The following is a 24,464-nucleotide window of genomic DNA, read 5'->3' on the forward strand; positions in this document are numbered from 1 at the left end:
AGATCTTTCCCCGTCCTGCGAGTGAGCGTTTCCCGTGGGGGAAGGGGACGCGGGGCGTCAGGTGTGAATCGCGTACAGGAAATCGTCCTTGCTGCCGACATACACAGTCCCGTCCGCCACCACGGGCGTCGCACGCACCTCCCCACCGGTCTGCAGACGCCAGCGTTCCTCGCCCGTGACCGCGTCCACCGCCCAGAGCGACTGGTCCTCGCTACCGATGTACACGGTCCCGTCCGCCACCGCCGCCGACGACTCACGGGCGCGTCCGGTCTCCTGCTTCCAGCGTTCCTCCCCGGTGGCCGCGTCCACGGCCCACAGGTACCAGCCGTTGCTGCCCATGTACACGGTCCCGTCGACGACCGCGGGCGTGGACCACGTCGGACTGCCGAAGCGCCGCTGCCACCGCTGTTCACCAGTGGCGGCGTCCAGCGCGACCAGGCCATGATCACGGCCGGCGTAGACGGTGCCGTCGGCCACCACCGGTGCGGTGTAGGGCGAGGCGTAGGTCTTCACCTGCCAGAGCTTGCTTCCCGTAGCGGCGTCCACCGCCCACAGGGAGTCACGGGGGTGAGAGACGTAGACCCGGCCGTCGGCCACCGCGGGGGACGTGAACTCCTCGTAGGAGCGCGGGTAGCGCGACCTGAGCCGCTGCTTCCACCGCCTGCGGCCGGTGGCCGCGTCCACCGCCCACATTCCGTCGCCGACGGCCAGGTACACCGTGCCGTCGGTCACCGCCGGCCGGGTATCTCCCGCGTAGTCAGTCGCACGCTTCCACCGCACGTGTCCGGTGCCCGTTTCCACGGCCCACAGGTGTTTCCCGTTGCGGATGTACAGAGTGGCGTCGACGACCAACGGTGACGAGTGGAACGGGAGGGCGGACGTCAGGCGCCACCGTTCCTGGCCGGTGGCGGCGTCCAACGCCAGCAGGTCACGGTGGCTGGGCTGGTACACGACGCCGTCGGCGACGGCTACGGTGAAAGCTCCCGCGTTACGGGCGTGCACCTGCCAGCGCACGGTGCCGCTGATCGGAGCCGAGCTGGATTCCGAAGGGGCGTTCGTCGGTGTCGGACGGGCGGATGCGGCGCGGTGATCCTCGGCGGGTGCTTCACCTTGCCGATGGGCCCGTACGGCGTAGAGGTGCTCATCGAGGCTGTCGATGTACACCGTGCCGCCGCTCACCAACGGCGTGGAGTGCACCGGCCTGGTGGTCCTGACCTTCCAGTGTGTCTCGCCGGTGGCCGCGTCCACGGCCCACAGGCGCCCGTCGTGGCTGCCCGCGTACACCGTGCCGTCGGCGATCGCCGGCGTCGCGTGGATCTCACCGCGGGTCTTCAGCCGCCACCTCTCCCGACCGGTCCCGGTGTCCACTGCGATCAGATACCAGCCGACGACACCGACGACCGCGATGCCCTCGTCCACTGCGGGGCTCGCCCACACCGCTCCTCCGGGGGACAGCCGCCAGCGTTCCTGGCCCGTCGCGGCGTCCATCGCGAGCAGGCCTTCGTCGTTGCCCACATACACGCTGCCGCCGGTCACTGTCGGCGACTGCCGCACGCCGCCGGAGGGGAGGATGTCCCATCGCCTGCTTCCGGTGGCTGTGTCCAGGGCCAGCAGGCGGCCTCCCACGGCCGCGTACAGCAACCTCTGGGACACTGCCGGCGGTGGATTGTTGGAGGTGCGGTGGTCCGCCACCTTGACGTTCCACACCGGTTGGCCGGTGAGCCCGTCCACCGCCCACATCCTGCCGTCGTGCGACACGGAGTACACGATGTGGTCGGCCACCGTCGGCGCCGACATCTTCGACCGGCCCGCTCTCCACTTCCACCGCACCGCGCCACTCGCGGCATCCACCGCCGTCAGACAGCCGACGGTGTCGGCGAAGTACACACCGCCGTCGCCCGCCGCCGGCGATGTTTCGATCCCGGCGTCGACGTGCAGTGTCCAGCGTCGCTGTCCGGTATCCGCGTCGATTGCTGCCAGATCGAACAACTCGTCACGGACGTAGACGGCGCCGTCGGCCATCGCCGGCGTGTGGTAGAGCACGCCCCCGCCCGGCACTCTCCACAGCGTTCTGTCGCTCACCTCGACACCAGTCATCGCTTCCCCTCCCTGCACTGCACCGTCCGCCCTGTGGCGTTGGCTTGACGCCGTGCGGGTGACGACACTGCGGAAGCCGACAATGCACCGAACTCTGACATGTCGTTTTTGAGGCGCGCAACCGTGAATCCACCTGGCCACACCGGGCGTTGGCTGCGATCGGGCTCGTCGCACCCGGGTTCCGGCAGCGGCCGTGACCGGGGCGGACGGTGAACTCCTGGCACGCCGGCTGTTGAACGGCGTCCTTCGGTCGGCGCGGCTTGTCCGCCCGCCGCCGGACGACCGTGCGGGCGGCACCGGCTGCAGGGTTGCGGCCACGGGCCGCTCTGTCGCGCACGTCGTGCAGGTTCTCGCCTGTCCGTCTCGTTACCCCGCGCGACGGGTGGGACGGGGTGGTGGCCGAACATGTTCACTGCCTGCCGAGCGGGAGGCTGAGGACTCCGCGGTCATGTCCGACGATCAGGTCCGCGCCCGCGGTGGCCAGGCAGGTGAGCGACACGTCCAAGGAGATGTGCTGCACTGCGCCGGTCTGTGGTTCCCACACCCGCAGCCGGTGACCGTGACGGGTGCCGGTGATCAGGACCGTGCGACCGCCGTGCTGGGTGGCGGCGGTGATGAGCGGCGGGCCGGCGGTGCCTGTGGAGCTGGGCAGACCATCGCCTACGGGGGTACCGGTGGAGAGATCCCAGAGCATGACGACCCCGAGGTTGTCTGCTGTGGCCAGCAGGGTTCGGTCGGGTGTCCAGACAGCCTCCACGGCCGCCACCCGGTGGTCGGCATCGGCGAGCGCGCGTGCGCTCAGTTGCACGGCCGCGCCGCGGTCCCAGGGGTCGTCGACGGCTGGATCCCACACGTGAACGCGGCCCGCGGTGTCCGCGGCCGCGATCAGCGTGTGGTCGGCGGAGATCGGGACGGCGGTGACCGACTGGATCGGACTGCCGTAGGGGTTGAGGCGCCTGACGCACTCACCGCTGTCCGGTTCCCACATCCGGACGGCGCCTTTGGGGGTGGCGGTGACGAGCAGGGTGTGGCCGTCGGGGACGACAGCGGTGCACATTTCGGTCACCCCGCCGGGCCAGTCGCCGGCAGGTTCGCGAACCGGCTGCCCGGTGAGGGGGTTCCACATGGCGATCGTCCCGCTGTCGCCTCCGCTTGCCAGAAGGACGCGGCCGTCGGGCAGGAGCAGGGTGGTCATCGAGCGGACGGCGTCAGGATGTCCTGGGAGCGGGTCGTGGACGAGCCGGCCGTCGGTCACGTCCCACAGGCACACCACGCCCTTGTTCCCGGCGCCGGCCACGAGGTTCGGCCCACCGGGGCGGGACACCACCGCCAGGGCGTAGACACCCCCCAACGAACCGGGCACGGAATCGGAGAACACCGATATACGACCCCAGGGTGTGCCGTCGGCCGCGACCACCGCGTTGTCTTCCTGCCGGAATCGGGTCGCCGCTCGGCTGGGTTGTCCGGCCGCCGCTGATTCCGCTGCGGCAGTCGACCCGTCAAAGTCCGTCCGCGCACCAGCCGGACCGTGTTGGGGAAGCGCACCGTCCGGGTTCTCCACCAGGCCGTCCGCGATCGTCCACGTCCGCTCGCAGTCCCAGCACCGGAAGTGCCCGGTGAGCGACATCAGTCGGCGGGCCAATTTCCCTGCGGCCCGCTGTGGGGTGCCCCTGACCGCAACCATCCCGGCGACCAGGCACAGGACGGCCTGTCCTGGTGTTTCGGGAGACACCCCCCTCACCGCGACGTCGCGTGCCACCTGCAGGAAGGGTTCCCAGCCCTCCCCCAGCGCCTCCTCCCGCAATGCCGCGGCGACCTCGCCCCACGGATGCCCTTCCTCCCGGACAGGGGCGGGGCTGGGCAGCAGTGGAGCCTTGAGGGGCGCACGCGCCGGGTCCACGAAGAAGTCGGGGATCTCCGTGTCGCTTCCGCAAGCGGGACACGACAACAGCAGGCCGCTGTCCCCGAGATCCGGGAACTGCCCCAGCACCTCGCCCATGGGGTGGCTGGCCAAGGCCACGCAGGAGAGGGCGAGTTGGGCGCAGACCTGCCCGGGAGTACCAGCGGCGAGGAGGCTTCGGGTGGCCGCCCGCTCGGCCAGCCGCAGTGCGGCGCCGAACCCCTCCTCAAGATCGGCCGGGACGGGGGGCCGGTAATCGGCGGTCACCATGAACCCGAGGTCCACCCAGAAGTCCACGGTCTGTCCCGGAGGCAGGACCGCTGCCGCCTCGACGAGATGCGGCAGGGCCGCATAGGCCCCGTCGGCGACGACTCCGTCATCCATCAGGCCGCCGGACAGGTCCGTCCAGGTACGGCGCCACGCGTCGCCGCCCCCGGTGGCAGCCGCGGAGGCCAACTGCGCCAGGAGTACCTGCATCTCCTCGACCTTCACACCGTCAAAGCCACGCCAACGAGGGCTGTCCAAAGGCAGCTTCGGAATCATGGAACGAGTCTCGCAGGCGGCACTGACAATCAGGAGGCGGCTTGGTGTCCGGCAGCCTTTCGCTCGGTTCGTCATCCGATCGACGAGCCCTTGGCCCGAACCGAGTCCGCCGGCCCCGCGCAGCAATCTTCGAAGCTCGTCGTGCACGAGCCGATCGGCCCTGGGTCTGGGCCCCGAGGAGACCGTGTACCTGGCATTCTGGTCGCATCGGGCCGCGTCGGCGGGGGTGTGCGTGGAAGTGCGTATGTTGCTGCGGGACGTTCCTTCGGCGTGTGTGCCCGGACCGTTGACGAGGGTGGCATGGTTACCATGCCGGTTATGTCTGGTGAACTCTCAAGCAGCGGTCCGGACCGCGAAGTTGCGGCGGCAGGTGGCCGGTTGACCGATCCTGGATGGCTGGTGCACGGAGACCCGGAGCTGGTCCTCGCGGGCCTGGACGGCGCTGCCGGGCAGGAGGAGATCCTGGCGGCTGCTGTGTACCGGACGTCGGGGCATGTGCACCGTGACGCCAGTGCGGGGGTGCGGCGGCAAGTACTGGCGCTGGACGCCGCCCGGTACGGGAACCGAGAGCTGGCAAGAAACATCGCCCAGGTTGCAGTCCGCCAAGAGATGGATGACCCCTGGGTCGTGCAGTGGGCGACGGGCAGCGACTTGGACTCCCGGCTGCGGTACGCGTTGCCGGTGCCGGCCAAGGTGGGCGTCTTGGCGACCGTGGTCGTGGAGGGCCGTGGTATCGCTGTCGCCGGTTGCGAGGACGGCACGCTGCACGCGTGGGATCTGGCCACGGGCAGCCGATACGGCAAGGCCGTGTCCGCTCACACCGGCGACGTACGTGCGCTGGCGACGGCGGTGCTGGACGGTCGTCCTGTCGCTGTCACCGGCGGCTTCGACCGAACGATGCGGGTCTGGGACTTGGCGCGGGGAGAACTGGTCGGTACGTGCTCCGCCGACGATGACTCCTGGGTGAAATTGCTGGCCGCGGGACTGGTCGAGGGTCGACCGGTCGTGGTCGGCGCCTGCATCGACGACGTGGTGAGAGTGTGGGATCTGGCCACCCTCTCCCAGCACAGTGAGCCGTTGACCATACACACCGGCTTTGTGTCCGCTCTGGCGACGGCGGTGCTGGACGGCCGCCCCGTCGCTGTCACCAGCCACTCCACAGAACTTGGGGCGACGGACCTGATCACGGGGGAGGAAAACGTCCGAGTGTGGGACCTGATCACGGGACGGGAGTTCGGCGCCCTGGGCGACCGTCACGACGAGCCTCCTGTGTTCGCGGACCAGGCGTACAACCGGACGGCGGAAGGCGGCAGTGACGGCGACGGGGAGACAGGGCACTGCGCCAGTCTGGACCTCAACGCCAGGGCGCACTTTCTGGTGACAGATCCGGCGTCCGAGTGCCCGATGGCCGTCAGCGCCAACGCCTACGAGGTGCACGTCTGGAACCTGGCCACGCGCGAGCAGGTCGGTGAGCCTGTTGCGGCCTTCGTGGAAACGGCGGCCGTGAGGGTGCTCCACGACCGCCCCGCCGCCCTCGTCGGGTACGCCCATGGGCCGGTCGAGGTGTGGGATCTGTCCACCCTCCGGCAGCTGCGGCCGTCGCTGACGGGTCACGAGGCGGCTGTGCGGGGAACGGCGACGGCGGTGGTGAACAGGCGTCACCTCGCGGTCACCGGTGGCGACGACAGATCGGTTCGGATCTGGGACCTCGACGGTGAAAAGGAGACGGGTAGCTGGCTGACTGGTCATGCCGGCTCCGTGACAGGGGTCACCACGGCCGTCGTGGACGGCAGTTGCGTCATCGTCACCGGCGGCTCGGACGCGGGAGTGCGGATCTGGGACCTCGGCGGCAAGGGACAGCTCGGTGAGCCCCTGACCGGCCATACCATTGCCGTGGATCTGCTGACGGCGGGGACGGTGGACGGACGGCCCACCCTCCTCACGCGCGGCGACGGCTACAAGACGGTGCGGATATGGGACCTGACCACCCGGGAAGAGCTGCACGGACGGTCGACCAGTGAGTACACCAGCTCCTTCATCGAGTTCTTCGGGGTAGTCGATGGCCGCTTCGTCGCTGTGACCGGGGAAGGCCGTGTCTGGGACCTGACCGCGAGCCAATGGATCGGAGTGCAGCCGCGGCAACGAGGCGCCCTGGCCCTGGAGACGCTCGAAGGCCGCAGCGTCATTCTCACCAGCCTCAGGGCAGAAGGAGTCCATCTCTGGGACCTGGCCACGGGCGAACTGCTGGCACCGCCGCTGACGGGACACACCAGTGAGGTGCGTGCGGGGGCGACCGGCACGCTGGACGGTCGCCCTGTCGTCGTCGCCGGCGGCGACCGAACCGTGTGGATGTGGGACGCAAGCACGGGGCAGCAGATCGGTACGTACGCCTTTCCTTCCCGTATCAGGGGACTGACGGTGGCGCCCGACGGGCGGCTGGTGGTCGGTTTCGGCGCGGACATAGCGGTCCTGACCCATCGCCGCTGAGAGCGTGTTCTCAACCTCTGATCGTACGGACGCCGTCATCGACGCGGACAGCCAGGGCTTCAATGGCGGCAAGCTGATCAACGGCCGCAAGCAGCATGTCGTGGTCGACACCGTCGGCCTGCTGCTGGGCGTGATGGTCACCGCCGCGGACACCGGCGACCACACCGCTGCCCAGGTGCTGCTCGGGCAGGTCACCGATGTGCACCACCGGCTGGAACTGCTCTGGGCCGACGGCGGCTACACCGGCAGCCTCGTCGAGCACTGCCTGGCCACGCTCGCGCTGGTCCTGGCGATCGTCAAAGGCAGCGACGACATGCGTGGCTTCGTAGTGCTGCCCAACCGGTGGATCGTCGAGCGCCTCTTCGCTCACCTGACGGCCCAGCGAGCCACGTCGGCTCACCCGGCCCGAGTCCGCCGGGGGTTCCGCCACCTCCGCGTGAAGACCACCCGCCCCGCCAGCGTGCCCAGGCCCTCCAAGCCCGGACCCGGACACCCACCCGGCTCGAAGAACCGCCGGTCACCCCCACGTCACGAGCCCGGGAAGACCGTGAAACGAATCGAAACCCTCACCGAACATGTCCGCCTGAAACAGCAGCGAGGTTAATGATCAAGCTTAGTCCAGGTAGAGGGCAGCCAGACGCGGCAGACGGCGCGCCATCTCGTCTGAGTCGTCGAAATCGAAGGCCCAGGCAGGGTCCAGTTGCGGGTAGCGGATGGTAAATGCGTCTGCAGGGAGCTGATCACCGGTCGCCGTGACGTGTGCGTCCCAGGCGATGCCCAGGACGTCCTCACCCTCCAGGTCGAGGCCGTCGGCCACGGAGGCTTGCACGACGGGCAGTTCTGCGAGGGCATCAGGATCAGCGACGACGCGATCGAAGACCTCACGCCCCTGAGCGATCAGCCAGCTGCGGAAGTAGTCGAAGCCGTCGTCTGAGCATCCGCCGTTGATGACGTAGGCAGCAGCCCACAGCGGGTTGGTGTAGGACTCAGCCATCAGGTCCCACAACACCTGTTGAGCCGCGACGATCTCCTCGGCTGGCCGGACGGCCAGCAGCGAGGTTGCCTCGCGAGCGACCGATTCGCTCTCGTGCGGGTTGATCACCTGGTCGCGGGCTGCCGCGATGAGCTCCCAGAACTGCTGTTTGTTCATGGTGGCGGAGCATGCCACCTGGTACTGACAGCCCAGCGATCCCGACGGTTGGAGATCACGCTGCCACCTGCTCCGCCTCCAGGCTCGGGGCCGGAAAGGCGACCAGTTCATCGAAGAGTCTGTGCTCCTGCCCTGTGAGCGTCGTACCTCCGCCTTCGCCGAGAGCCGCGCGTCACACAGGTCGACGACCGTCCGCGTCCACTCCGCTCCCTCCACCGAGCCGCTCGAAGCTCGGCAGGTAATCCGCCCCGGCATCCCACAGCACCTCCAGCGTCTTCGAGGGGAGATTCCCGAGGACCTGGGCGTCCCTGCGTACTGCCAGGGCCTCCTCATCAACCGACTCCGCGAGGGGCACCGACCCCATCTACGGCAACGACCCGGCCAACATCGTCAACCGCACCCGCACCCGCACCGGCGCCGACGCCCAGATGGAACTGTCCACCGCGCTGCGCACGGCGATGTTCGGTGACTTCTCCAGCGCGGCCAGGCGCAGGACGACAGCCGGCGTGCCGAGCCCGGACAGCCCCTACGCCGACCACTTCTGGAACAGCTTCGTGAGCGCCGTCCGCGAGGCGATCAAGAACCACGAACTCGGCCTCGACTCCCGCTAGGCCGTGTATCGAAAGTGGATCTTGGACCGTGAATGATCACGGTTCATGGGTCGGGGAGATCTCACGGACGAGCAGTGGGCGGTGCTGGAGCCGTTGTTGCCGAAGAGCAGGAAGGCGGGTCGGCCGCCCGTCTGGCCTCGGAGGCAGTTGATCGACGGCATACGGTTCCGGGTCCGAACCGGTGTTCCGTGGCGGGATGTCCCCGCCGTGTATGGACCGTGGGGCCGGGTCTATGACCTGTTCCGCCGATGGCAGCGGAACGGCACTTGGCAGCGGCTCCTCACCCGGCTCCAGTCCCTGGCCGACGCGAAGGGTGCGATCACATGGGACCTGAGCGTCGACTCCACGGTCTGCCGCGCCCATCAGCATGCGGCCGGGGCCCGCAAGCAGGGCGACCTGCAGAAGGAACCACCGGGCGGCATCTTCACCGAGCCCCGTGATCATGGGCTGGGAAGGTCGCGCGGCGGGTTCACCACCAAGCTCCACCTGGCAGTTGAGCAGGGTCAGAAGCCCATGTCGATCGTGGTGACGGCAGGGCAGCGTGGAGACTCGCCGCAGTTCGAACCCGTGCTGGAGAAGGTCCGTGTGCCCCGCATCGGGCCGGGCCGGCCACGCATCCGCCCCGATCGGGTGCGTGCTGACAAGGCGTATGCCTCCCGCAAAAACCGCGCCTACCTGCGCCGCCGCGGGATCCGCTGCACCATCCCGGACAAGGCCGACCAGGCGCGCAACCGCCAGAAGCGCGGCTCCCGCGGCGGCCGGCCACCGCTTTTCGACCCGGCCGACTACCGCGAGCGCCATGCGGTCGAGTGCGGGATCAACCGACTTAAAAGGCACAGGGCAGTGGCCACGAGGTACGACAAGCTCTCCGTCCGCTACGAGGCGACTGTGCTGGTCGCAGCCGTGAACGAGTGGCTGTGACCAGCACCGTCGCAACGGCCCTCAGACGACGTCGAATTCGTTGCCCTCAGGGTCCTGCATGGCGGCGGCGTAGAGCCCCATGTCCTGCTCATCCTTGATCCGCAGCACGGTGGCACCGGCTTTGACCAGCCGTTCCACCGTAGCCCTGACTCGCTGTGTGCGGACGTCCAGTGGGACGTCACGGCCCCCACCGACCTTCAGGTCGAAGTGCCACCGGTTCTTGGCGACCTTCGGCTCCGGAACCTGCTGGAACCACACCCTCGGTCCACGTCCCGCGGGATCGATGATCGACTCCGGAATATCCCCGGCACCGGCCGGCAACTCTGCCTCGGGCACCCCTACCGCCGCCCAGTAAGCACGCCACGTGGCGTGCCCGCCCGGCGGAGGCTCAGGCACGTAGCCCAGGGCCTCGGCCCAGAAAGTCACCATTCTCTGCGGATCGGAGCAGTCGATCGTCAGCTGCACTGTCATCTCCATGCTCGGAGCATCCCAGGCAGGACTGACAGACGATCCACTTTCGATACACGGCCTAGGTGGCCGCTCGGGAGGGAAAGGTTGCCGCCGTATCCGATGTTCTTCGGATCCCTTTCGTGCGGTGCACTGGTCGCCGAGAAATCAGCGTCGGGGCGGCAACCTTCTCGTCTCCTGCGGCAACTGGGAGCCGGAAGGCTGAGTCGAACTACCGGATGGACGGGCATGAGGGCAACGAAGCACGCCGCGCCGCAACCGTGGCGCAGGCGCGGACTGGTCACGGGCATTCCCTTGGGGCTACTGGTCGTCGGTGTGCTGGCGTGCCTGGCCCTGACCGTCCTCACCGGGAGCGGAACCGGTGCCGGAAGGGCAGCCGACGCGTCTGCCGCGGGCGTGCGGGCGGCCGCCCCGTCCGGTGCCGGGTCTGCGGCGGGCGGCGGTGCGGGTGCGACGGTGCAGCCGACGGCCTCGGCCAGTACGACGATCCCGGCCTCGGCCACGCCGTCGCCATCGGTCTCGGCCACTGCGACGGCCTCGGCCACCAGTACCGCGCCCGCGAGCTCCAGGGCCGCGGCCCTGGCCGGACGGATCAGACCGGCCGTCAGCTACCAGGGGGTCGCTACCGCCTACGCCGCTGGTGACGGCAGCGGCTCCTGCCTGTACGGGCCTTCCGACGACCTGATGGTCGCGGCGATGAACGTCACCGACTACGAATCGGCCAAGGCGTGCGGGGCCTACGTGCTGGTCCGCGCGGCCGGCGGAGCCACCATCACGGTACGGATCGTCAACGAATGCCCGTGGCCCTGCGCGCCGGGGCAACTCGACCTCAGCCGACAGGCGTTCGCCAAGCTCGCAGACCTGTCGGTGGGGCGGCTCCCGATCACCTGGTCGCTGCTGAGCCCGGACCTGCCGGGCACGATCGCCGTCCGGTACAAGATCGGGTCCACCAAGTGGTGGTGCGGGATCCAGGTGATCGGCCACCGGAACCCGGTGGCCGCGCTGGAGGTGCGGGCCGCCGGCGGCTGGCGGCGGCTGCCCCGCACCGACTACAACTACTTCCTGTCCGCCGATGGCACCGGCTGCGGCGGGGCGCTCAGGATCACGGACATCTACGGGGAGCGGCTGACCGTCGATGGCATCGCCGTGCGGCCGGACGTCGCGCAGCTGACCGGCGTCCAGTTCGCCCGGCATTGACCAGCCCGCCGGTCAGCCTTCACCGGCCCGCGACCGAGCACGACCGCTGTTCGAATCCCGGGCTGGGCACTGTTAGGCTGCGCTCCCCGTTGTTGTTAAACGTGCAACCAACGTGCACGTCATTGCCAGGAGAGGGCGACCGGGGGATGGTCCTCGATGACGCGTCCGCGGAGTTCCACGAATTCTTCGAACGCCACTATGCCGAACTCGCCCGTCTGGCATACCTGCTGACCGGCGAGGCCGACGCGGCGGACGACCTTGCGGCGGATGCCCTGGTCGCCCTGTGGCAGCGCTGGGACCGGTTGCGGCAGGCCGACCACCCGCTGGCCTACGCCCGCGGTGTGGTGGCCAACCTGGCGCGGGGGCGGATCCGCAGCGCGGTGCGCGAGCGACTGAGGATCACGCTGTTCTGGTCCCGCAGCCCCGAGAAGGTGGAGGGGCCGGACACGGCGGCCGTGCTGGACGTCCGCGCGGCGCTCGCCCGGCTGCCGTTCCGCAAGCGTGCCTGCGTGGTGCTGCGGCACGCCTTCGACCTGTCGGAGAAGGACACGGCCGTGGCGCTGGGCATCTCGGTCGGCACGGTGAAGAGCCAGACCTCGAAGGGAATGGCCGAACTGCAAAGGATACTGGGCGCACGAGCGGCCGGGGACCTGATGGCAGGGAGGAGGAACCGGTGAACGAGGAGATCGCCCGTCGGCTGCGTGAGGCCGCCGAAGCCCACCGGCCCGACCGCGCGAGGATGCTGGCCCGGGTGCAACGCGGCGTGGCCGGCCCCGCCGTCCGTCACCGCGCGCGGCCGTTCGCGAGGTCCGGGACCAGGGTCGCGCTCGCCGGGCTCGCCGCCGCCGGCATCCTGGCGACCGGCGGCCTCGCCGTCGCCGCCATCGTCGCGAAATCGTCGCCGTCGGCCACCGTGACCGTGCCTGCCACCCCGTCCCCGGACGCCACCTCCCGGCCACCGACATCGGCCCGCCCCACCCCTGTCGCGCCGGCCCCGGCCACCACCCCGGGCAGCGCGCGCCCGACTCCGCCGGCGACCAGTCCATCACCGTCCGCCGGCGAGAGCCGGAACGGGCCGCTGTGGTCGGCCGGCTCGGTGGACCCGCGCAGCACCGTCTACTGGACGCAGAGCAACCTCGTCCTCAAGACGACCCAGCCGCTCACCTCGCTCACGATCGAGATGCGGTTCGTGCAGACCGGCGGGGTGCAGAACACCGGTACCTGGCAGACCCTGCCGAGTGGTGACTTCACCGTCACCGCCCAGGAGGCCGGCGGCACGCTGGTCTACCGCTGGGTCCTCAAGCCGGGCCTGACCGTGCCGGCCGGGAGCTATGAGTTTGCCGCCCAGTTCAACAACGGCACCGGCAAGCGCAGTGCCTCAGGCGACGGCTACCGCGTCGACGCGCAGGGTTCGGGCGGCTCCGCGTCGGTCCGGGGAGGGTTCGTCCCGACCCGGTGAACGCCGCTGTGCGGCAAGGCGACGAGTTCCCTTGCCGCACAGCTCGACAGGAGAACAAGTACCCGAGCTGCTGGTACGGGGTCCAGCGGCCGGGCCGACGTTGGTCCCCTCGGCGTAGTGCGTGGTCGTCGCCGCCGCGGGTGCTGCTGTACCGCTGGTCGCCCAGGCCGCACGCACGCCGAATGCCCGCACGCCGACCCTGGCCGGTGCAGCGCCCGGCAGTGGCCGCACTTTTTCCGCCTTGACCGCTTCCCGTCCGCCGCGAAGCACGGCACGGCGAACGCCGGCGGCGGCGAACGCCTGATGGCTGCTCCCGTCCCTGCCGCTCACGGCGGATGATGATCAATGCTGCGCAGGGGTACTGCACCACGGCGCAGAGGCCCCTGCGGAAACGTCGTCAACAGGAACTCAACGCCCGCTACGGCTACACCCCCACCCGACAGGAGCAGCAGTTCCAGCACCGGGTCAAGGGCGAGAGCTGTCCTCCAGCTTCTCGAAGAAGAACTCGTGTTTGAGGAAGGAGACGTCATACTCGTGACCGGGCTGAGGCGGCAGCAGTTGGGAGGCCTGGAACATGCGCCACCCGTCGTGCAGCGCGGCAAGCCCGGTGGCGTAGGGCGGCTCGTCGCTGTCACCGGTCGTCGGACGGGTCCGGCCGGTCCCGTCGTAGCGGGACCAGCCCACGACGTCGGAGTCCAGCGCCGACGTCGCGAGATAGAGAACCAGAACCTGCTGCCTCATGCGTGACTCCTCAAGGTCGGCCGATTGCTCACACGCGTGACCCAGTAGTCGATGTCGAACGAGTCGTCACCGGTCAGGGCCCGCCACAGCAGGACCCGGTTGTAGATCTCCAGTCGGCCCGTGGCCCACTCGTACCAGGGGAAGGACGTATTGAGTTCCGCGGCCACCGCAGGGTCGTGCAGGTCGGAGACATCCCAGAGACGCACCTGCGGCACGGTCGGGTTGAGGCGGAGTTTGTACATGTAGCGACGGCCCGCGGTGTCGTTGCGGCGGCCACTGTGCCAGATGCCATGGTGCACGAGAACAACCGTGCCTGCCGGGCAGGTCAGACGGGTCTGCCCCCTGAGGTTCTGGACACGGCCGACGTCCGTCTCGTTGATCCTGCGCAGATGGCTTCCGGGCACACTGAGCGTGCCGCCCATCTCGGCGGTCACCTCGTGCGGGTAGTACATGAGCTGGATGTCGAACGCATCCGGCCGCACATCGATGATCGCGTCTCCGTGGAGGGGCTGCGCTTGTCCCTCGTACGGCTCGCGCACATGAACCGCATGGTGGTCGACGGTCGGCTCGGGGCCGACCAGACTCTCGACAGCGCCTGCGACGACCGGGAGGGTGAGCAGTTCGCGGACGAAGGTGTCCTGCGCGAACGCCCCGCCCAGCGGAGTGCCGTAGGACACTTCCGGCAGGCCCTCGGTCAAGGCCGCGATGGCCCGTTCATTGATCTGCTCCGGCACCACCCCGTCCAGACGCAGAAATCCCTGCGCGACGAAGCGCGCCACCTGAACCGATGTCAGGAGTTGCTTGCTGGTTGGCATGCGACGAACGTACGTGCCCTGTCCGGATCGGTCGTGGGCTGAAATCGTCCAGTGCTGGTAATTTTCCATCCCCATGAAACACGCGACAGTACGGCTCGACGAGGCGCCCACCGTGGTCAATGCAGGCATCGGGGTGCACGGCGTCTCCACCGCCCACGACGTCTTCCGGCTGCCCGACCTGTGGCAGCTGCACCTCTACAACTACGAGGGTGCTCTGTCCCTCGGGCAGTCGGTCCACCCCATACGCCCCGGCCACGTCAGCCTGGTGCCGCCGAACACGGAGGTGCACTTTCACTACCGGGGCAGGTCGGAGCATTTCTACATCCATCTGCGGCTGCACGACGGCGGAACCGCCCGGGCGGTTCCGGTGATGCAGGACGCCGCGGCCGAGAGCACACGCCTGGCCGATCTGCTCCGACACGCCGTGACAGCCATGCCGACTTCTCCCCCGCGAGCCTCGGCCGAGGTCTGGACCGCTCTGTGGCGCATCGCCGAGTTGCCGAGGGACGATGGAGCCGGGCGCCGCCACCCGTTCGTGGCAGCCGCCCAGGCCTACGTCGAGGAACACCTGGCCGGCCCGTTGTCCGTACCGGACGTCGCGCGCGCCGTCGGAATCTCCCACACACACCTGACGCGCGTGTTCCGTGCCGAAACCGGCCTCACAGTTGTTTCGTACATCCGGCATCGCCGCCTTCAACGCGCCCGCCACCTCCTGTTGTCCTCCACTCTGTCCATCACCGCCATCGCCGCGTCCGTGGGCATCGCCGATCTCCAAGCCTTCAACAAAGCGTGCCGCCGTGAACTCGGCGCGAGCCCGCGTGACGTACGTGCGGCTGCCCCTGCGGGGCTGGACGGCCCAGGACCGTAAGGGTGTCGGAAGACAGCTGCACCTCAGGCCGGGACAGCCTCGCCCACATGCCGTGGACCCTCGATCGAGGAGATGTCCCCGTACGCCCCCGAGGCACCGAGGTTCGGCTCGGAGACGTCCTCGGCTCCGGTACCTGCGGCACGGGTGCCGCGCCGAGTTCTGGGGCCGCAGGGGGCGGCTGGATCCGCCTCCGCTGTCCCTCGGAGACACGGGCCTGCGCTGTCCCCCGGAGACACGGTCACTATGACGGTGGAGTGCATCGGCATGCGCAGCAACACCGTCGTCGCGGGCAAGGCTGCCGTTCCGATGCCGACGGCGCGCCGTCGGGAACCGGCACGGGCGGGAGGGGTGGGGACGTCACTCCCCGCCCCGGGCCGTCTCGGTGATCGACCGGCAGAGCACCGGCCCCGATCCGACCCGGTTCCACCAGGCCGATCCGGATCTCGATGTCGACCATCCGCACCCCGCCGCTTCTCTACGCACCGGCGAAGGAGCCGCTCCGTGCTGCGTGACCGCCGATCGCGGCCCCGACCAGCCTCCTCTCGAAGGACCGCAGTATCTGTTCGAGATCCGTCGCGTCGAACGATGTCGCATCCGTCCCGAGACTGATTCCGGCCGTCTCGGACATGTCCCACACAATGAAGGAGAGCTTTCCGGAGTACGGGTCGACGGGTTTGGGGAATCGTCCGTAACGGCTGGATGCCATGGCTCGCTCGAAGTCCTGCGGTGTCCTCTCCGCGCGCGCCCGGATCAGCGTGCGGGGCGCTATGGGGAGGATGTTCACCACGTACGGATTGTCTGCGGAGCGGCCCAGTTCGGCGGAGACCTCGTCCAGGGACCTGGCGTAGCGGTCGGGCTCCCGCAGGCTGACGGAGGAGGATCTGACGAGTGTCGCGTCGACGGCCCGGCACAGCGCCGGGAACCGGTCGCTGCCCAAGGACGTATCGACTGGAACGAGGGCCCTGCCGGCGATATGAGCCACGGCCCCGCGGGCGAAGGTGGTCTGCCGGTTGGCCATCGCGGTGTTGAACACGCACTTCTCGATGCCGAGGTGCTCGGCGAGCGTGCACGCGTATGCGGCTTGCAGGACGGCGGCCATGGATGTCCGGTACTGCTTCGCCAGACCGGCTGCCGCGAGCGCGACCGCCGCCGAGTCGAGGCACACGAAGTTGTAGACGGCGTCCCTGTGGCTCGCGTGCACCTGGAGTTCGGGCATGACGGACTGACGGAGCATCGCCCGGTCATGGGTGTCGACACGATGGGCGTGCCGCAGCCCCGAGGGACTGGCCTCGAAGCTCGCGATCTGCCGCGGCTGCCACCCCGAACCGAGGTCGGCGCCCGGATCGAGGGCCAGTCGGGCTATGTGTTCGGCCACGATCCGGGCGGCCGTCGTGTCCGCCGAGAAGTGGTGCAATGACAGTGCGATGTGGATGGGTCTGCCATCCACGGTGACGACGGCGGCCCGCAACGGCAGGTCGTCCGGGGCGAATCCGGGCTCGGCCAGTCGGAGGGTGAGGGCGCTCAGCTCGTCGTAGGTCGGCGGAGCGTCGGAGGCGTACTCGTCGACCTGGAGCACCCCGGAAGCCACGACAACCGCGCGTGGGTGCTCGTCCGCGTTACGCGGATACAGCGTGCGCAGCGCCTCGAACTGGGCCATGACCACGGCGAAGGCATGCAGCACCGCGGCCATGTCGGGTGCGCCGTCCAGTGCCCGCCCCATCCGTTGGTTCCTGTTGCGGGGTCCGTGGAGATGGGGGTGGCATCCTTCGCGTCCATGGGCCCTCTGCGACCAGGTCAGTTCATGCTCTCCGGCGGTGCCGGCGATGAAGACGACGTCATGGCGTGCGATCTGTCGCATACCCGCTTCGGCCCTCCTCCGGTACGTCGGCGGCGCGCCACTTCTCGCGCAGGGCGCGCGGCAAGTTCGCCGACCGGACGGCGTGCAGGCCCCGATCCTCCATGCCGTCCGGCGGTACGACGACGCGGCCGGAGCACGGGCCCCCCATCTTCAGGCAGAAGATTGATCCGCGCGGAGCGCGTGCGTCAATGCTCGGAAGGGTGGAACGCGGCGGCGGACCGTTTTCTCACCGCGTCCCACCGGTGCCTACCGTGTCTCGCCGGCGATCGCGGCCAGGTGGACACCGCCCCGCAGAACGAGATGCAGTTCATGCACCCCGGTCACCTCCGCGGGCATCGGTGCGCTGACCGTGCGCCAGTCGTACCGGGCGTCGGTGCCGGCGGGGACGTGGAGGCCGGCGAGCAAGGTGCCGGTACCGGGACCGCCGTCGACGTAGACCTCGACGGTCGCGTCCTCCGGCGTCGCGCAGGACACCTCGGCTGTGATGACGCGCGGCCCGTCTGCCGGGCTGCCCAGGTCGACCGAGCCGTAGCACAGTCGGCAGTGGATGTCACCGGTTGCCGGCGTGACCGCCTCGCCCTTCTCCCGGGTGGCGTCCACGAGCGTGCCGCCCACGCACTCGTCGAAGTCGACGGCCTCCAGTCGTCCGCCGATGAGGCTGCGTGCGGGGAGGGCCGGCCCCGTCACGGTGAGGGGCGCTGTCAGGGCGATGGCTTCGGCCGAGTGCCCGATCAGGATCTCGTGCTGTCCCGGTTCCACGGCGAAGGCACCGGCTGAGACGGACCAATGGGCCAAGGCCGCGACGGGCATGTCGAACTCCAGCCGCCGTCGTTCACCGGGGGCGAGGGAGACCTTGCGGAAGTCCGTCAGCCTGCGCCTGGGCGCGCGATGGCGGGCGGCGAGCGCGCGGGTGTAGAGCTGCACGGTCTCGGTGCCCGTGCGCCCTCCGGTGTTGGTGAGCTCGACGCTCACGGTCAGGGTGTCGTCCTGCGCCGCTTCCCGGGCGGACAGCCGCAGGTCGGAGTAGGCGAAGGTGGTGTAGGACAGGCCGTGCCCGAAGGGGTACAGCGGTGCGGTGTCGTGGTACTGGTACGTCCAGCCGGCGCTGATGATGTCGTAGTCGAGGCGGCCGGGCAGCGGGTCGTCGCCGCGGTACCAGGTCTGTGGGAGCCGTCCGGAGGGCTCGGCCTCGCCGAGCAGGATCGCGGCGAGTGCCCGGCCCGTCTCCTGCCCGCCGTGGGAGGTCCACACCACGGCGGGCAGGTGCTCGTCCGCCCAGTCGACGGCGTACGGGTAGCTGCTCATCACGACCAGCACCGACTCGGGGCGCTCGGTGGCGACGGCGCGCAGCAGGGCTTCCTGCGCGGGCGGCAGCGAAGTGCCCGTACGGTCCTCGGTCTCGCGGCCGTTGATGTGCGGGTCGTTTCCGAGGACGACCACGGCGACGTCCGCGGAGGCGGCGGCCGCGACGGCTTCGGCGATTCCGTCCCTGACGACGGTTCGTCGCCAGCGTTCCGCCTTCTCGGGGGCTTCGGCAGACAGGGTGACGCGGCCGGTGGCGGGGTCCACGGCGGCGTATCGGCCGTTGCTGATGTTGCGCAGCAGTTCCGTGCCGTCCGGCTGAGGTTCCAGCTGGAAGGTCTCGTGGACGAACCAGCCGTTCGGTTGCGTCTGGTCGGCGGCGAGGGTGAGGTCGCCGTCCTTGAGGGTGACGAAGCGTTCCGTGCGCGCGTTGCGGAGAGTCAGCACGCCTTCGCCCCAGTCGAACAGGTCGTGGCAGGCGTTGTCGCCCGCCTCCTGCTCGTCCGAGGGAGCACCGGCCACCATGGGCCCGCCGGGGTCGAGCGCCGGCACGCGCAGGAGGCCTCCGGTGGAGGCGGCGCGCAGCGTGATCCGGTCGACTCCCTCCGCGCGGACCGCTTCGGCGCCGCGCTCCTCCAGCGCCGCCCCCAGGCCGGTGGCGATGGTGATCCGGTACGGCATGGTGCCGCTGTACCAGTCCTCGAACAGGGTGTCCGCCAGCGGACCGACGAGCGCTACGCGTCGGCCGGGGGCCGGTGACAGCGGCAGTGCGCCGTCGTTCTTCAGCAGCACCACCGACTCCGTGGAGGCGCGCAGCGCGAGCGCACGGTGTGCGGGGCTGTCCACGACGTCGTCGCGGATGCCGGCGTAGGGGTCGAGGTCCGGATCGAACTCGCCGAGGCGGAAGCGGATCGACAGGTGGCGTCGCACAGCGCGGTCGACGTCGGCCTCGGTGAGCAGCCCGCGGTCGACCGCCGTACGGAGTCTGCCGAGGGTGATGCCGCCGTCCTCGCGCTGTTCGGTGATGCTGTCGACGCCGGCGCGTACCGCCGCCGCGTGGGAGGTGGGGTGGTCGTCGAAGTAGTGCTCCGATTCGACCAGGTTGGTCACGGCTCCGGCGTCGCTGCAGACGAACAGTTCGTGGCCGGTGGGCTCGGCCCAGCGCCGTACCTCGGTCTCGATCAGCGGGCTGACATGGCAGGGGCGGCCGTTGATGAGGTTGTAGGCCGGCATGACACCGGTTGCGGCGCCGGACACGATCGCCGGGCGGAAGGCGGCGAGGTCGTACTCGTGCAGCACCCGGGGCGGCACCACGGAGGAGGTGGTGTCGCGCTCGTCCTCGTTGTTGTAGGCGAGGAAGTGCTTCAGGAGCGGTGCCGTGCGCAGATAGACCGGGTGGTCACCGGCCAGCCCGCGGCAGAAGCTGACGGAGAGGCGGCCGGTGAGCAGCGGATCCTCCGCGTACCCCTCCTCGTTGCGGCCCCAGCGGGGGTCGCGCAGCAGGTTCACCACGGGGGCCCAGACCTGGAGGCTGTGCCGGTGGCCGTCGGCGGCGGGGCGCTGGTGGAAGGCGCGGGTCTCGGTGCCGACGGCCGTGGCGACCTCGTGCAGCAGTTCCTCGTCCCAGGTGGCTCCCAGGCCTATCGCCTGCGGGAACACGGTGGCCGGCCCCAGCCAGGCCACGCCGTGCAGCCCTTCGGTGCCAGTTTTGAAGGGGGCCAGCCCGAGGCGGGGGACTCCGGGTGAGTACTGGTAGAGCAACTCGATGCGCTCGTCGAGCGTCAGCCGGGAGATCAGGTCGTCGACTCGCTGTGCGAGGGGTAGCGCGGGGTCACGGAACGGCAGGTCGGCGATGGGCGGCTCGGGGCGTGTAGTGGCGGTACTCACCTGAGATGTCCCTTACAAGGAGAAGGCATGGGAAGCACGGGCGACTGCGGGCCCGGGCGGCGTACGGCTTTCCTCGATCACAGGTCGCGCAGTCGAAGCGCTTCGACAGTTGCATGACGCTGAGTCGTGTGTCAATCACAGGTCGCCTAGTCGCCGCAAGCCGTTTCCAGCGTTGGCGTCTCTCTGGGAGCTCACCTGGGAGAGCAGCTCGCTGAGGCACAGCGGGCAAGGTCACACGCCACCTTGACCGTGCCTGTTACCGGAAAGTGACCTGGGCGGCCCGTTGTCGCGCCCGGAAACACGGCCTTAGTGTCGCCGAAGCGTCGAAGCGCATCGACTGGGATTCCTCCGCCCTCCCGACATCAGGCCACCGGACGACGCAGTGTCGGCCCGTCCACCGGTCGGTTCCCCGAAAACGAAGGGCCGCAACGGCATGAGCATCGAGATGAACCGCCGAGCCGTCGTGCGAACGGCCGCCGGCGTAGCGGGCGCCGTCTCTCTCTCACCGCTGCTCGCCGCCTGCGGCGGCAGCGGCTCCGGCGCCGGCAAGGGCGGCACCAGCAGCAAGAAGGGCCTCGCCGCCGCGCTGCCCGCCTATGTGCCCAGCACGGTCGCCAAGCCGGACATCGCGTCCGTCAGACTCCCCAACGGAGCGGCCACGGAGCCGGGTTACCTCACTTTTCCCGCCGAGCCGGTCACCACAGTGAAGAAGACCCCGGGCAAGGGCGGTCACTACACGTCCGCCACGCCGCTGTGGGGCACCATCCCGCCCGCCGACAATCAGTACTACCAGGCCATGTCCCAGGCGTTGGGCACCACGATCAAGATGCAGCCCGCCAACGGGAACACCTACGGCCAGGCCCTGGCCACCCTCTCCGCCTCCGACAACCTCCCGGACTGGGTGCAGATCCCGACCTGGATGAACGGGCAGGCCCAGACCGGTGGGCTGGTGGGCCGGCACCTGGCCGACCTGATGCCCTACCTGTCGGGCGACAAGGTCAAGGAGTACCCCAACCTGGCGGCCATCCCCAGCAGTGGCTGGATGTCGGGCGCCTGGGAGAACAAGCTCTACGGCATCCCGTGTTTCACCAGCGGCACGAGCTTCAGCCAGGTCATCTTCTACCGGAAGGACGTGTTCCAGGACCACGGCATCGACGCCGCCGACATCAAGTCCGCGGACGATCTGATGCGCGTCGACAGGGAAGTCACCGACGCCAAGGCGGGGCGCTGGGCGTTCGACGACATCTGGACGTACTTCAGCGGCGCGTTCGGTGTGCCGCAGAAGTTCCGGGTGGACGGCGGCAAACTGGTCCACAAGTACCAGACACCGGAGATCCTTGAGGCCCTCGCCTGGCACTACAAGCTGGCGAAGTCCGGCTTGATGAGCCCGGACGCGCTGGCCGGCAACGTCCATGACCAGAAGACCCGGTTCTACGCCGGCAAGACCCTCATCGTGGGCGACGGCATAGGTGCCTGGAGTGTCGGCGACGCCCAGTCGGGGCAGGCGGCGAACAAGAAGTACCGGCGCAGCCTGCTGCCGGTCTTCGCGGCGGAGGGCCACTCCAAGCCTTACGTCTACATCGGCCCGGGAACCGGGTACGTGAGCTGTCTCAACGCGTGCCTGAAGCCGAGCCAGATACGGGAGTTGCTCTCCGTGGCCGACTACCTGGCCGCGCCGTGGGGTTCGGCCGAGTACACGATGACCATCTACGGCGTCAAAGGCGTGGACTACAACCTGGTCACGGAGGTTCCCGTCGCGACGTCCACCGGGCAGCAGAACGTCCAGCAGGCCACGTATCCCTTCCTGGTCGCGTACCCGAACACGGTGAACACCCCGGGTTACCGGAGATCACCAAGGAGCAGTGCGCCTGGCTCAGGGCCACCGCGCCGTTCGCGGTCAAGCCGGTCTTCTGGAACCTGAACGTCACCGTCCCGGCCCGGTACAACGCCGCGGACACGGCGCAGGCCGTCGAGGACACCATCATCTCCGTCATCCACGGGCTCAAGCCGGTCTCGGCCTTCCAGGAGGCGGTCAGCACCTGGCGGCGCAACGGCGGCGACCGGCTGGTGGGCTGGTATCAGGACTCGGTCCGCGCCAAGTACGGCACCAACCAGTAGCGGTGAAGCGCGCTGTGACCGGGCCGCCGGCGCGGCGCAGACCGCGACCCGGGCGGAACGAGCCGAACCCAGGAGGATGGGTGCACACCACAGTCGTCGACGTCAGCCCGGACAGCCCGCAGCACGAGCCGCGGCGCAAAGCCGCCGGGCGCCGGGCGGCCCCGGCTGACGCCGCCCCGAAGCTCACCTTCAGGATGCGGCTGCGCCGCGACAAGTCCCTGATCCTGATGACCCTGCCGGTCGTCGTCCTGCTGCTGGTCTTCAACTACGTGCCGATCCTCAGGAACGTCGTCGCCTTCAATTACTACGACCCGCTGGTCGGCGTGATCGACAGCGGCTGCGTCGGACTCGACAACTTCCGCCAGTTGTTCGGCGATCCCCTCTTCTGGCAGGCACTGAAGAACACCCCGGAACTCAGCCTCGTCCAGCTGGTGCTCTTCTTCCCGGTGCCGATCATGCTCGCGCTGCTGCTGAACTCTTTGCTCGCCGCGATCGACCAGAACCTCTACGAGGCGGCGGCCGTGGACGGCGCGGGCCGCTGGCGCCGGCTGTGGCACATCACGCTGCCGGGCATCCGCGCGGTCGCCGTTCTGATGCTGGTGCTGCGCCTCGGCAACATCCTCAGCGTGGGATTCGAGCAACTGCTCATCCAGCGAGCGGCGGTCGGGCACGACACGGCCGACGTCCTCGACACCTTCTCCTACTACTACGGCATCGCCACCAACAACTACGGCTACGGCGTGGCAGCGGGCATCTTCAAGAGCATCATCTCCCTGCTCCTGCTGTGGGGCGCCAACAAGCTCGCACACGCCCTGGGCGAGGACGGACTGTACCGCCGATGACCATGCTCACCGCAGCCGCCACGGCTGCCCGCCGCCGCAACCCCGCCCGCCCGGTGTGGGAGGAGCCGCCGTCCGTCGCCGGTTCAGGCCGGCAAGTCGGCCGTCCTCGTCGTCATCCTGCTCGCCATCCTGGTTCCGCTGTGGTCCGTGGTGATCACCAGCCTGTCCACCCAGGCGGCGATCAACGAGGCCGGGGGCATGGTCCTCGTACCGCGCGATCTGACCCTGAACGCCTACGACACGATCCTGCACGGCGGCCCGGTCGCCCGGGCACTGGTGGTGAGCCTCGGCATCATCGTCGTGGGCACCCTGTTCTCGATGGTGGTCTCGGTGCTGTGCGCCTACGGGCTCTCCCGCAGGGGATCGCTGGGCCACTGTACGATCCTGATGCTGCTCATCGTCACCATGTTCGTCAGTGCCGGGCTGATCCCCAGCTACCTGGTGGTCGTGGGACTCGGCGGATACGACCAGTACTGGGCGCTGATCGTGCCGAGCGCGGTGAGGGTGTTCAACATCATCGTGCTGCGCGCCTTCTACTCCGGCACGGCCACGGAACTCATCGACGCCGCACGGATGGACGGCGCCGGCGAGTGGCGCAGCCTGTGGTCGGTGGTCCTGCCCACGTCGCGCGCGGTCACCGCGGTGGTCACGCTGTTCTACGCCGTCGGCTACTGGAACTCCTTTTTCAACGTCATGCTCTACATGCCGCTCGACAGCAGGAAATGGCCGTTGCAGTACGTGCTGTACCAGTACGTCAGCCTCGGCTTCAACATGCCCGGCCAGACCAACTCCGGCTTCGGCGACGGAAAATCGCTGACGGCTCCGCTGTCGCTCCAGATGGCGGTGGTCGTGCTGACGCTGCTCCCCGTCGTCGCCTTCCCCTTGCTTCGGAAGCATCTGGCGAAGGGCATGCTCACCGGCGCGATCAAGGGCCAGGGGGACGCACATGATTCACCACGTCACCGAACGCCCCGGCGGTCTCCCGACTCTGGCTGCGCCACCGGTACGGCAGCCTCGACGCGCTGGACAAGGCCTGCGCAAGCGCCTTCCGGAGCCGGCGCCACGGCTCCTGGCAACAGATCCCGCCGCCCCGCGCCACCCAGTGCTCGACCCCCGGAAGTTCGGGCGCGAGGCCGTTTTCGCGGCCACGACCCGCTCACCGAGGAGCCGGTCGGCCCGGACGGGCTGACACCATCCGCC

Annotated in this window: 18 protein-coding genes; 10 read left to right on the forward strand and 8 right to left on the reverse strand. The window is 69.3% G+C overall.

The window, feature by feature from the left end; translation table 11 throughout:
• Positions 1-57: 57 nt before the first annotated feature.
• Both O1G22_RS01210 and O1G22_RS01215 read right to left on the reverse strand, forming a co-directional pair.
• Positions 58-2,097: an outer membrane protein assembly factor BamB family protein gene (locus O1G22_RS01210; RefSeq protein WP_270079541.1), complete on the reverse strand. Its 2,040-nt coding sequence runs from the start codon at positions 2,095-2,097 to the stop codon at positions 58-60.
• A 409-nt stretch (positions 2,098-2,506) separates the two neighbouring features.
• A complete protein-coding gene (locus O1G22_RS01215; RefSeq protein WP_270079542.1) occupies positions 2,507-4,474 on the reverse strand; it encodes a WD40 repeat domain-containing protein in 1,968 nt (655 codons plus the stop codon).
• A 444-nt stretch (positions 4,475-4,918) separates the two neighbouring features.
• On the opposite strand from O1G22_RS01215, the gene O1G22_RS01220 reads away from it, so the two are divergent.
• Positions 4,919-7,027 carry a WD40 repeat domain-containing protein gene (locus tag O1G22_RS01220; RefSeq protein ID WP_225101932.1) on the forward strand — a complete coding sequence of 703 codons (2,109 nt, stop codon included), beginning with the start codon at positions 4,919-4,921 and terminating at the stop codon, positions 7,025-7,027.
• A gap of 4 nt (positions 7,028-7,031) precedes the next feature.
• Complete coding sequence (locus O1G22_RS44695; RefSeq protein ID WP_270079543.1) at positions 7,032-7,631, forward strand: transposase; 600 nt, start codon at positions 7,032-7,034, stop codon at positions 7,629-7,631.
• A gap of 9 nt (positions 7,632-7,640) precedes the next feature.
• Here the strand turns inward: O1G22_RS44695 and O1G22_RS01230 are convergent, their stop codons facing one another.
• Entirely contained in the window at positions 7,641-8,177 is a 537-nt protein-coding gene (locus O1G22_RS01230) for a DUF4240 domain-containing protein (RefSeq protein ID WP_270079544.1), read from the reverse strand.
• A 362-nt stretch (positions 8,178-8,539) separates the two neighbouring features.
• On the opposite strand from O1G22_RS01230, the gene O1G22_RS01235 reads away from it, so the two are divergent.
• On the forward strand, positions 8,540-8,788 hold the full coding sequence (locus O1G22_RS01235; protein WP_270086288.1) for a poly-gamma-glutamate hydrolase family protein: 249 nt from the start codon (positions 8,540-8,542) through the stop codon (positions 8,786-8,788).
• Between the two features lie 45 nt (positions 8,789-8,833).
• Positions 8,834-9,709 carry an IS5 family transposase gene (locus O1G22_RS01240; protein ID WP_270079545.1) on the forward strand — a complete coding sequence of 292 codons (876 nt, stop codon included), beginning with the start codon at positions 8,834-8,836 and terminating at the stop codon, positions 9,707-9,709.
• Positions 9,710-9,730: 21 nt separating this feature from the next.
• Here the strand turns inward: O1G22_RS01240 and O1G22_RS01245 are convergent, their stop codons facing one another.
• A complete protein-coding gene (locus O1G22_RS01245; protein ID WP_270079546.1) occupies positions 9,731-10,186 on the reverse strand; it encodes a VOC family protein in 456 nt (151 codons plus the stop codon).
• Positions 10,187-10,405: 219 nt separating this feature from the next.
• On the opposite strand from O1G22_RS01245, the gene O1G22_RS01250 reads away from it, so the two are divergent.
• From O1G22_RS01250 to O1G22_RS01260, 3 genes are all read left to right on the forward strand, one after another.
• On the forward strand, positions 10,406-11,374 hold the full coding sequence (locus tag O1G22_RS01250) for an expansin EXLX1 family cellulose-binding protein (RefSeq protein ID WP_270079547.1): 969 nt from the start codon (positions 10,406-10,408) through the stop codon (positions 11,372-11,374).
• Between the two features lie 146 nt (positions 11,375-11,520).
• Complete coding sequence (locus O1G22_RS01255) at positions 11,521-12,051, forward strand: SigE family RNA polymerase sigma factor (RefSeq protein ID WP_270079548.1); 531 nt, start codon at positions 11,521-11,523, stop codon at positions 12,049-12,051.
• On the forward strand, positions 12,048-12,833 hold the full coding sequence (locus O1G22_RS01260; protein WP_270079549.1) for a hypothetical protein: 786 nt from the start codon (positions 12,048-12,050) through the stop codon (positions 12,831-12,833). The genes O1G22_RS01255 and O1G22_RS01260 overlap by 4 nt, the downstream gene beginning before the upstream one ends.
• Positions 12,834-13,298: 465 nt before the next feature.
• On the opposite strand, the gene O1G22_RS01265 is transcribed toward O1G22_RS01260, so the two are convergent.
• Both O1G22_RS01265 and O1G22_RS01270 read right to left on the reverse strand, forming a co-directional pair.
• Positions 13,299-13,574, reverse strand: coding sequence for a hypothetical protein (locus O1G22_RS01265; RefSeq protein WP_270079550.1), 276 nt, complete (start codon positions 13,572-13,574; stop codon positions 13,299-13,301).
• Entirely contained in the window at positions 13,571-14,389 is an 819-nt protein-coding gene (locus O1G22_RS01270) for a phytanoyl-CoA dioxygenase family protein (RefSeq protein WP_270086289.1), read from the reverse strand. Before O1G22_RS01270 ends, O1G22_RS01265 begins: the two co-directional genes overlap by 4 nt.
• A gap of 73 nt (positions 14,390-14,462) precedes the next feature.
• Between O1G22_RS01270 and O1G22_RS01275 the strand changes: the two genes are divergently transcribed.
• Positions 14,463-15,257 carry an AraC family transcriptional regulator gene (locus tag O1G22_RS01275; protein WP_270079551.1) on the forward strand — a complete coding sequence of 265 codons (795 nt, stop codon included), beginning with the start codon at positions 14,463-14,465 and terminating at the stop codon, positions 15,255-15,257.
• A 475-nt stretch (positions 15,258-15,732) separates the two neighbouring features.
• Here O1G22_RS01275 and O1G22_RS01285 read toward each other — a convergent pair whose 3' ends face one another.
• Entirely contained in the window at positions 15,733-16,977 is a 1,245-nt protein-coding gene (locus O1G22_RS01285) for a condensation domain-containing protein (protein ID WP_270079552.1), read from the reverse strand.
• 384 nt (positions 16,978-17,361) lie between these two features.
• Positions 17,362-20,304, reverse strand: coding sequence for a glycoside hydrolase family 3 C-terminal domain-containing protein (locus tag O1G22_RS01290; RefSeq protein ID WP_270079553.1), 2,943 nt, complete (start codon positions 20,302-20,304; stop codon positions 17,362-17,364).
• Positions 20,305-20,737: 433 nt separating this feature from the next.
• Between O1G22_RS01290 and O1G22_RS01295 the strand changes: the two genes are divergently transcribed.
• Positions 20,738-22,225, forward strand: a complete 1,488-nt coding sequence (locus O1G22_RS01295) for an ABC transporter substrate-binding protein (RefSeq protein WP_270079554.1) — start codon at positions 20,738-20,740, stop codon at positions 22,223-22,225.
• A 277-nt stretch (positions 22,226-22,502) separates the two neighbouring features.
• Complete coding sequence (locus O1G22_RS01300) at positions 22,503-23,264, forward strand: ABC transporter permease subunit (protein WP_270079555.1); 762 nt, start codon at positions 22,503-22,505, stop codon at positions 23,262-23,264.
• The last annotated feature ends 1,200 nt before the right edge of the window (positions 23,265-24,464 follow it).

Origin of the sequence: Streptomyces camelliae, from assembly GCF_027625935.1 — a bacterium.
In the GTDB taxonomy this organism is placed as follows: domain Bacteria; phylum Actinomycetota; class Actinomycetes; order Streptomycetales; family Streptomycetaceae; genus Streptomyces; species Streptomyces camelliae.

Coding starts and splice junctions, on each gene's coding strand:
- O1G22_RS01275 (WP_270079551.1), top strand. CDS start 14,463: ATGAAACACGCGACAGTACGGCTCGACGAGGCGCCCACCGTGGTCAAT.
- O1G22_RS01285 (WP_270079552.1), bottom strand. CDS start 16,977: ATGGGGCGGGCACTGGACGGCGCACCCGACATGGCCGCGGTGCTGCAT.
- O1G22_RS01230 (WP_270079544.1), bottom strand. CDS start 8,177: ATGAACAAACAGCAGTTCTGGGAGCTCATCGCGGCAGCCCGCGACCAG.
- O1G22_RS01215 (WP_270079542.1), bottom strand. CDS start 4,474: ATGCAGGTACTCCTGGCGCAGTTGGCCTCCGCGGCTGCCACCGGGGGC.
- O1G22_RS01245 (WP_270079546.1), bottom strand. CDS start 10,186: ATGGAGATGACAGTGCAGCTGACGATCGACTGCTCCGATCCGCAGAGA.
- O1G22_RS01255 (WP_270079548.1), top strand. CDS start 11,521: ATGGTCCTCGATGACGCGTCCGCGGAGTTCCACGAATTCTTCGAACGC.
- O1G22_RS01270 (WP_270086289.1), bottom strand. CDS start 14,389: ATGCCAACCAGCAAGCAACTCCTGACATCGGTTCAGGTGGCGCGCTTC.
- O1G22_RS01250 (WP_270079547.1), top strand. CDS start 10,406: ATGAGGGCAACGAAGCACGCCGCGCCGCAACCGTGGCGCAGGCGCGGA.
- O1G22_RS01210 (WP_270079541.1), bottom strand. CDS start 2,097: ATGACTGGTGTCGAGGTGAGCGACAGAACGCTGTGGAGAGTGCCGGGC.
- O1G22_RS01295 (WP_270079554.1), top strand. CDS start 20,738: ATGAGCATCGAGATGAACCGCCGAGCCGTCGTGCGAACGGCCGCCGGC.
- O1G22_RS01240 (WP_270079545.1), top strand. CDS start 8,834: ATGGGTCGGGGAGATCTCACGGACGAGCAGTGGGCGGTGCTGGAGCCG.
- O1G22_RS01265 (WP_270079550.1), bottom strand. CDS start 13,574: ATGAGGCAGCAGGTTCTGGTTCTCTATCTCGCGACGTCGGCGCTGGAC.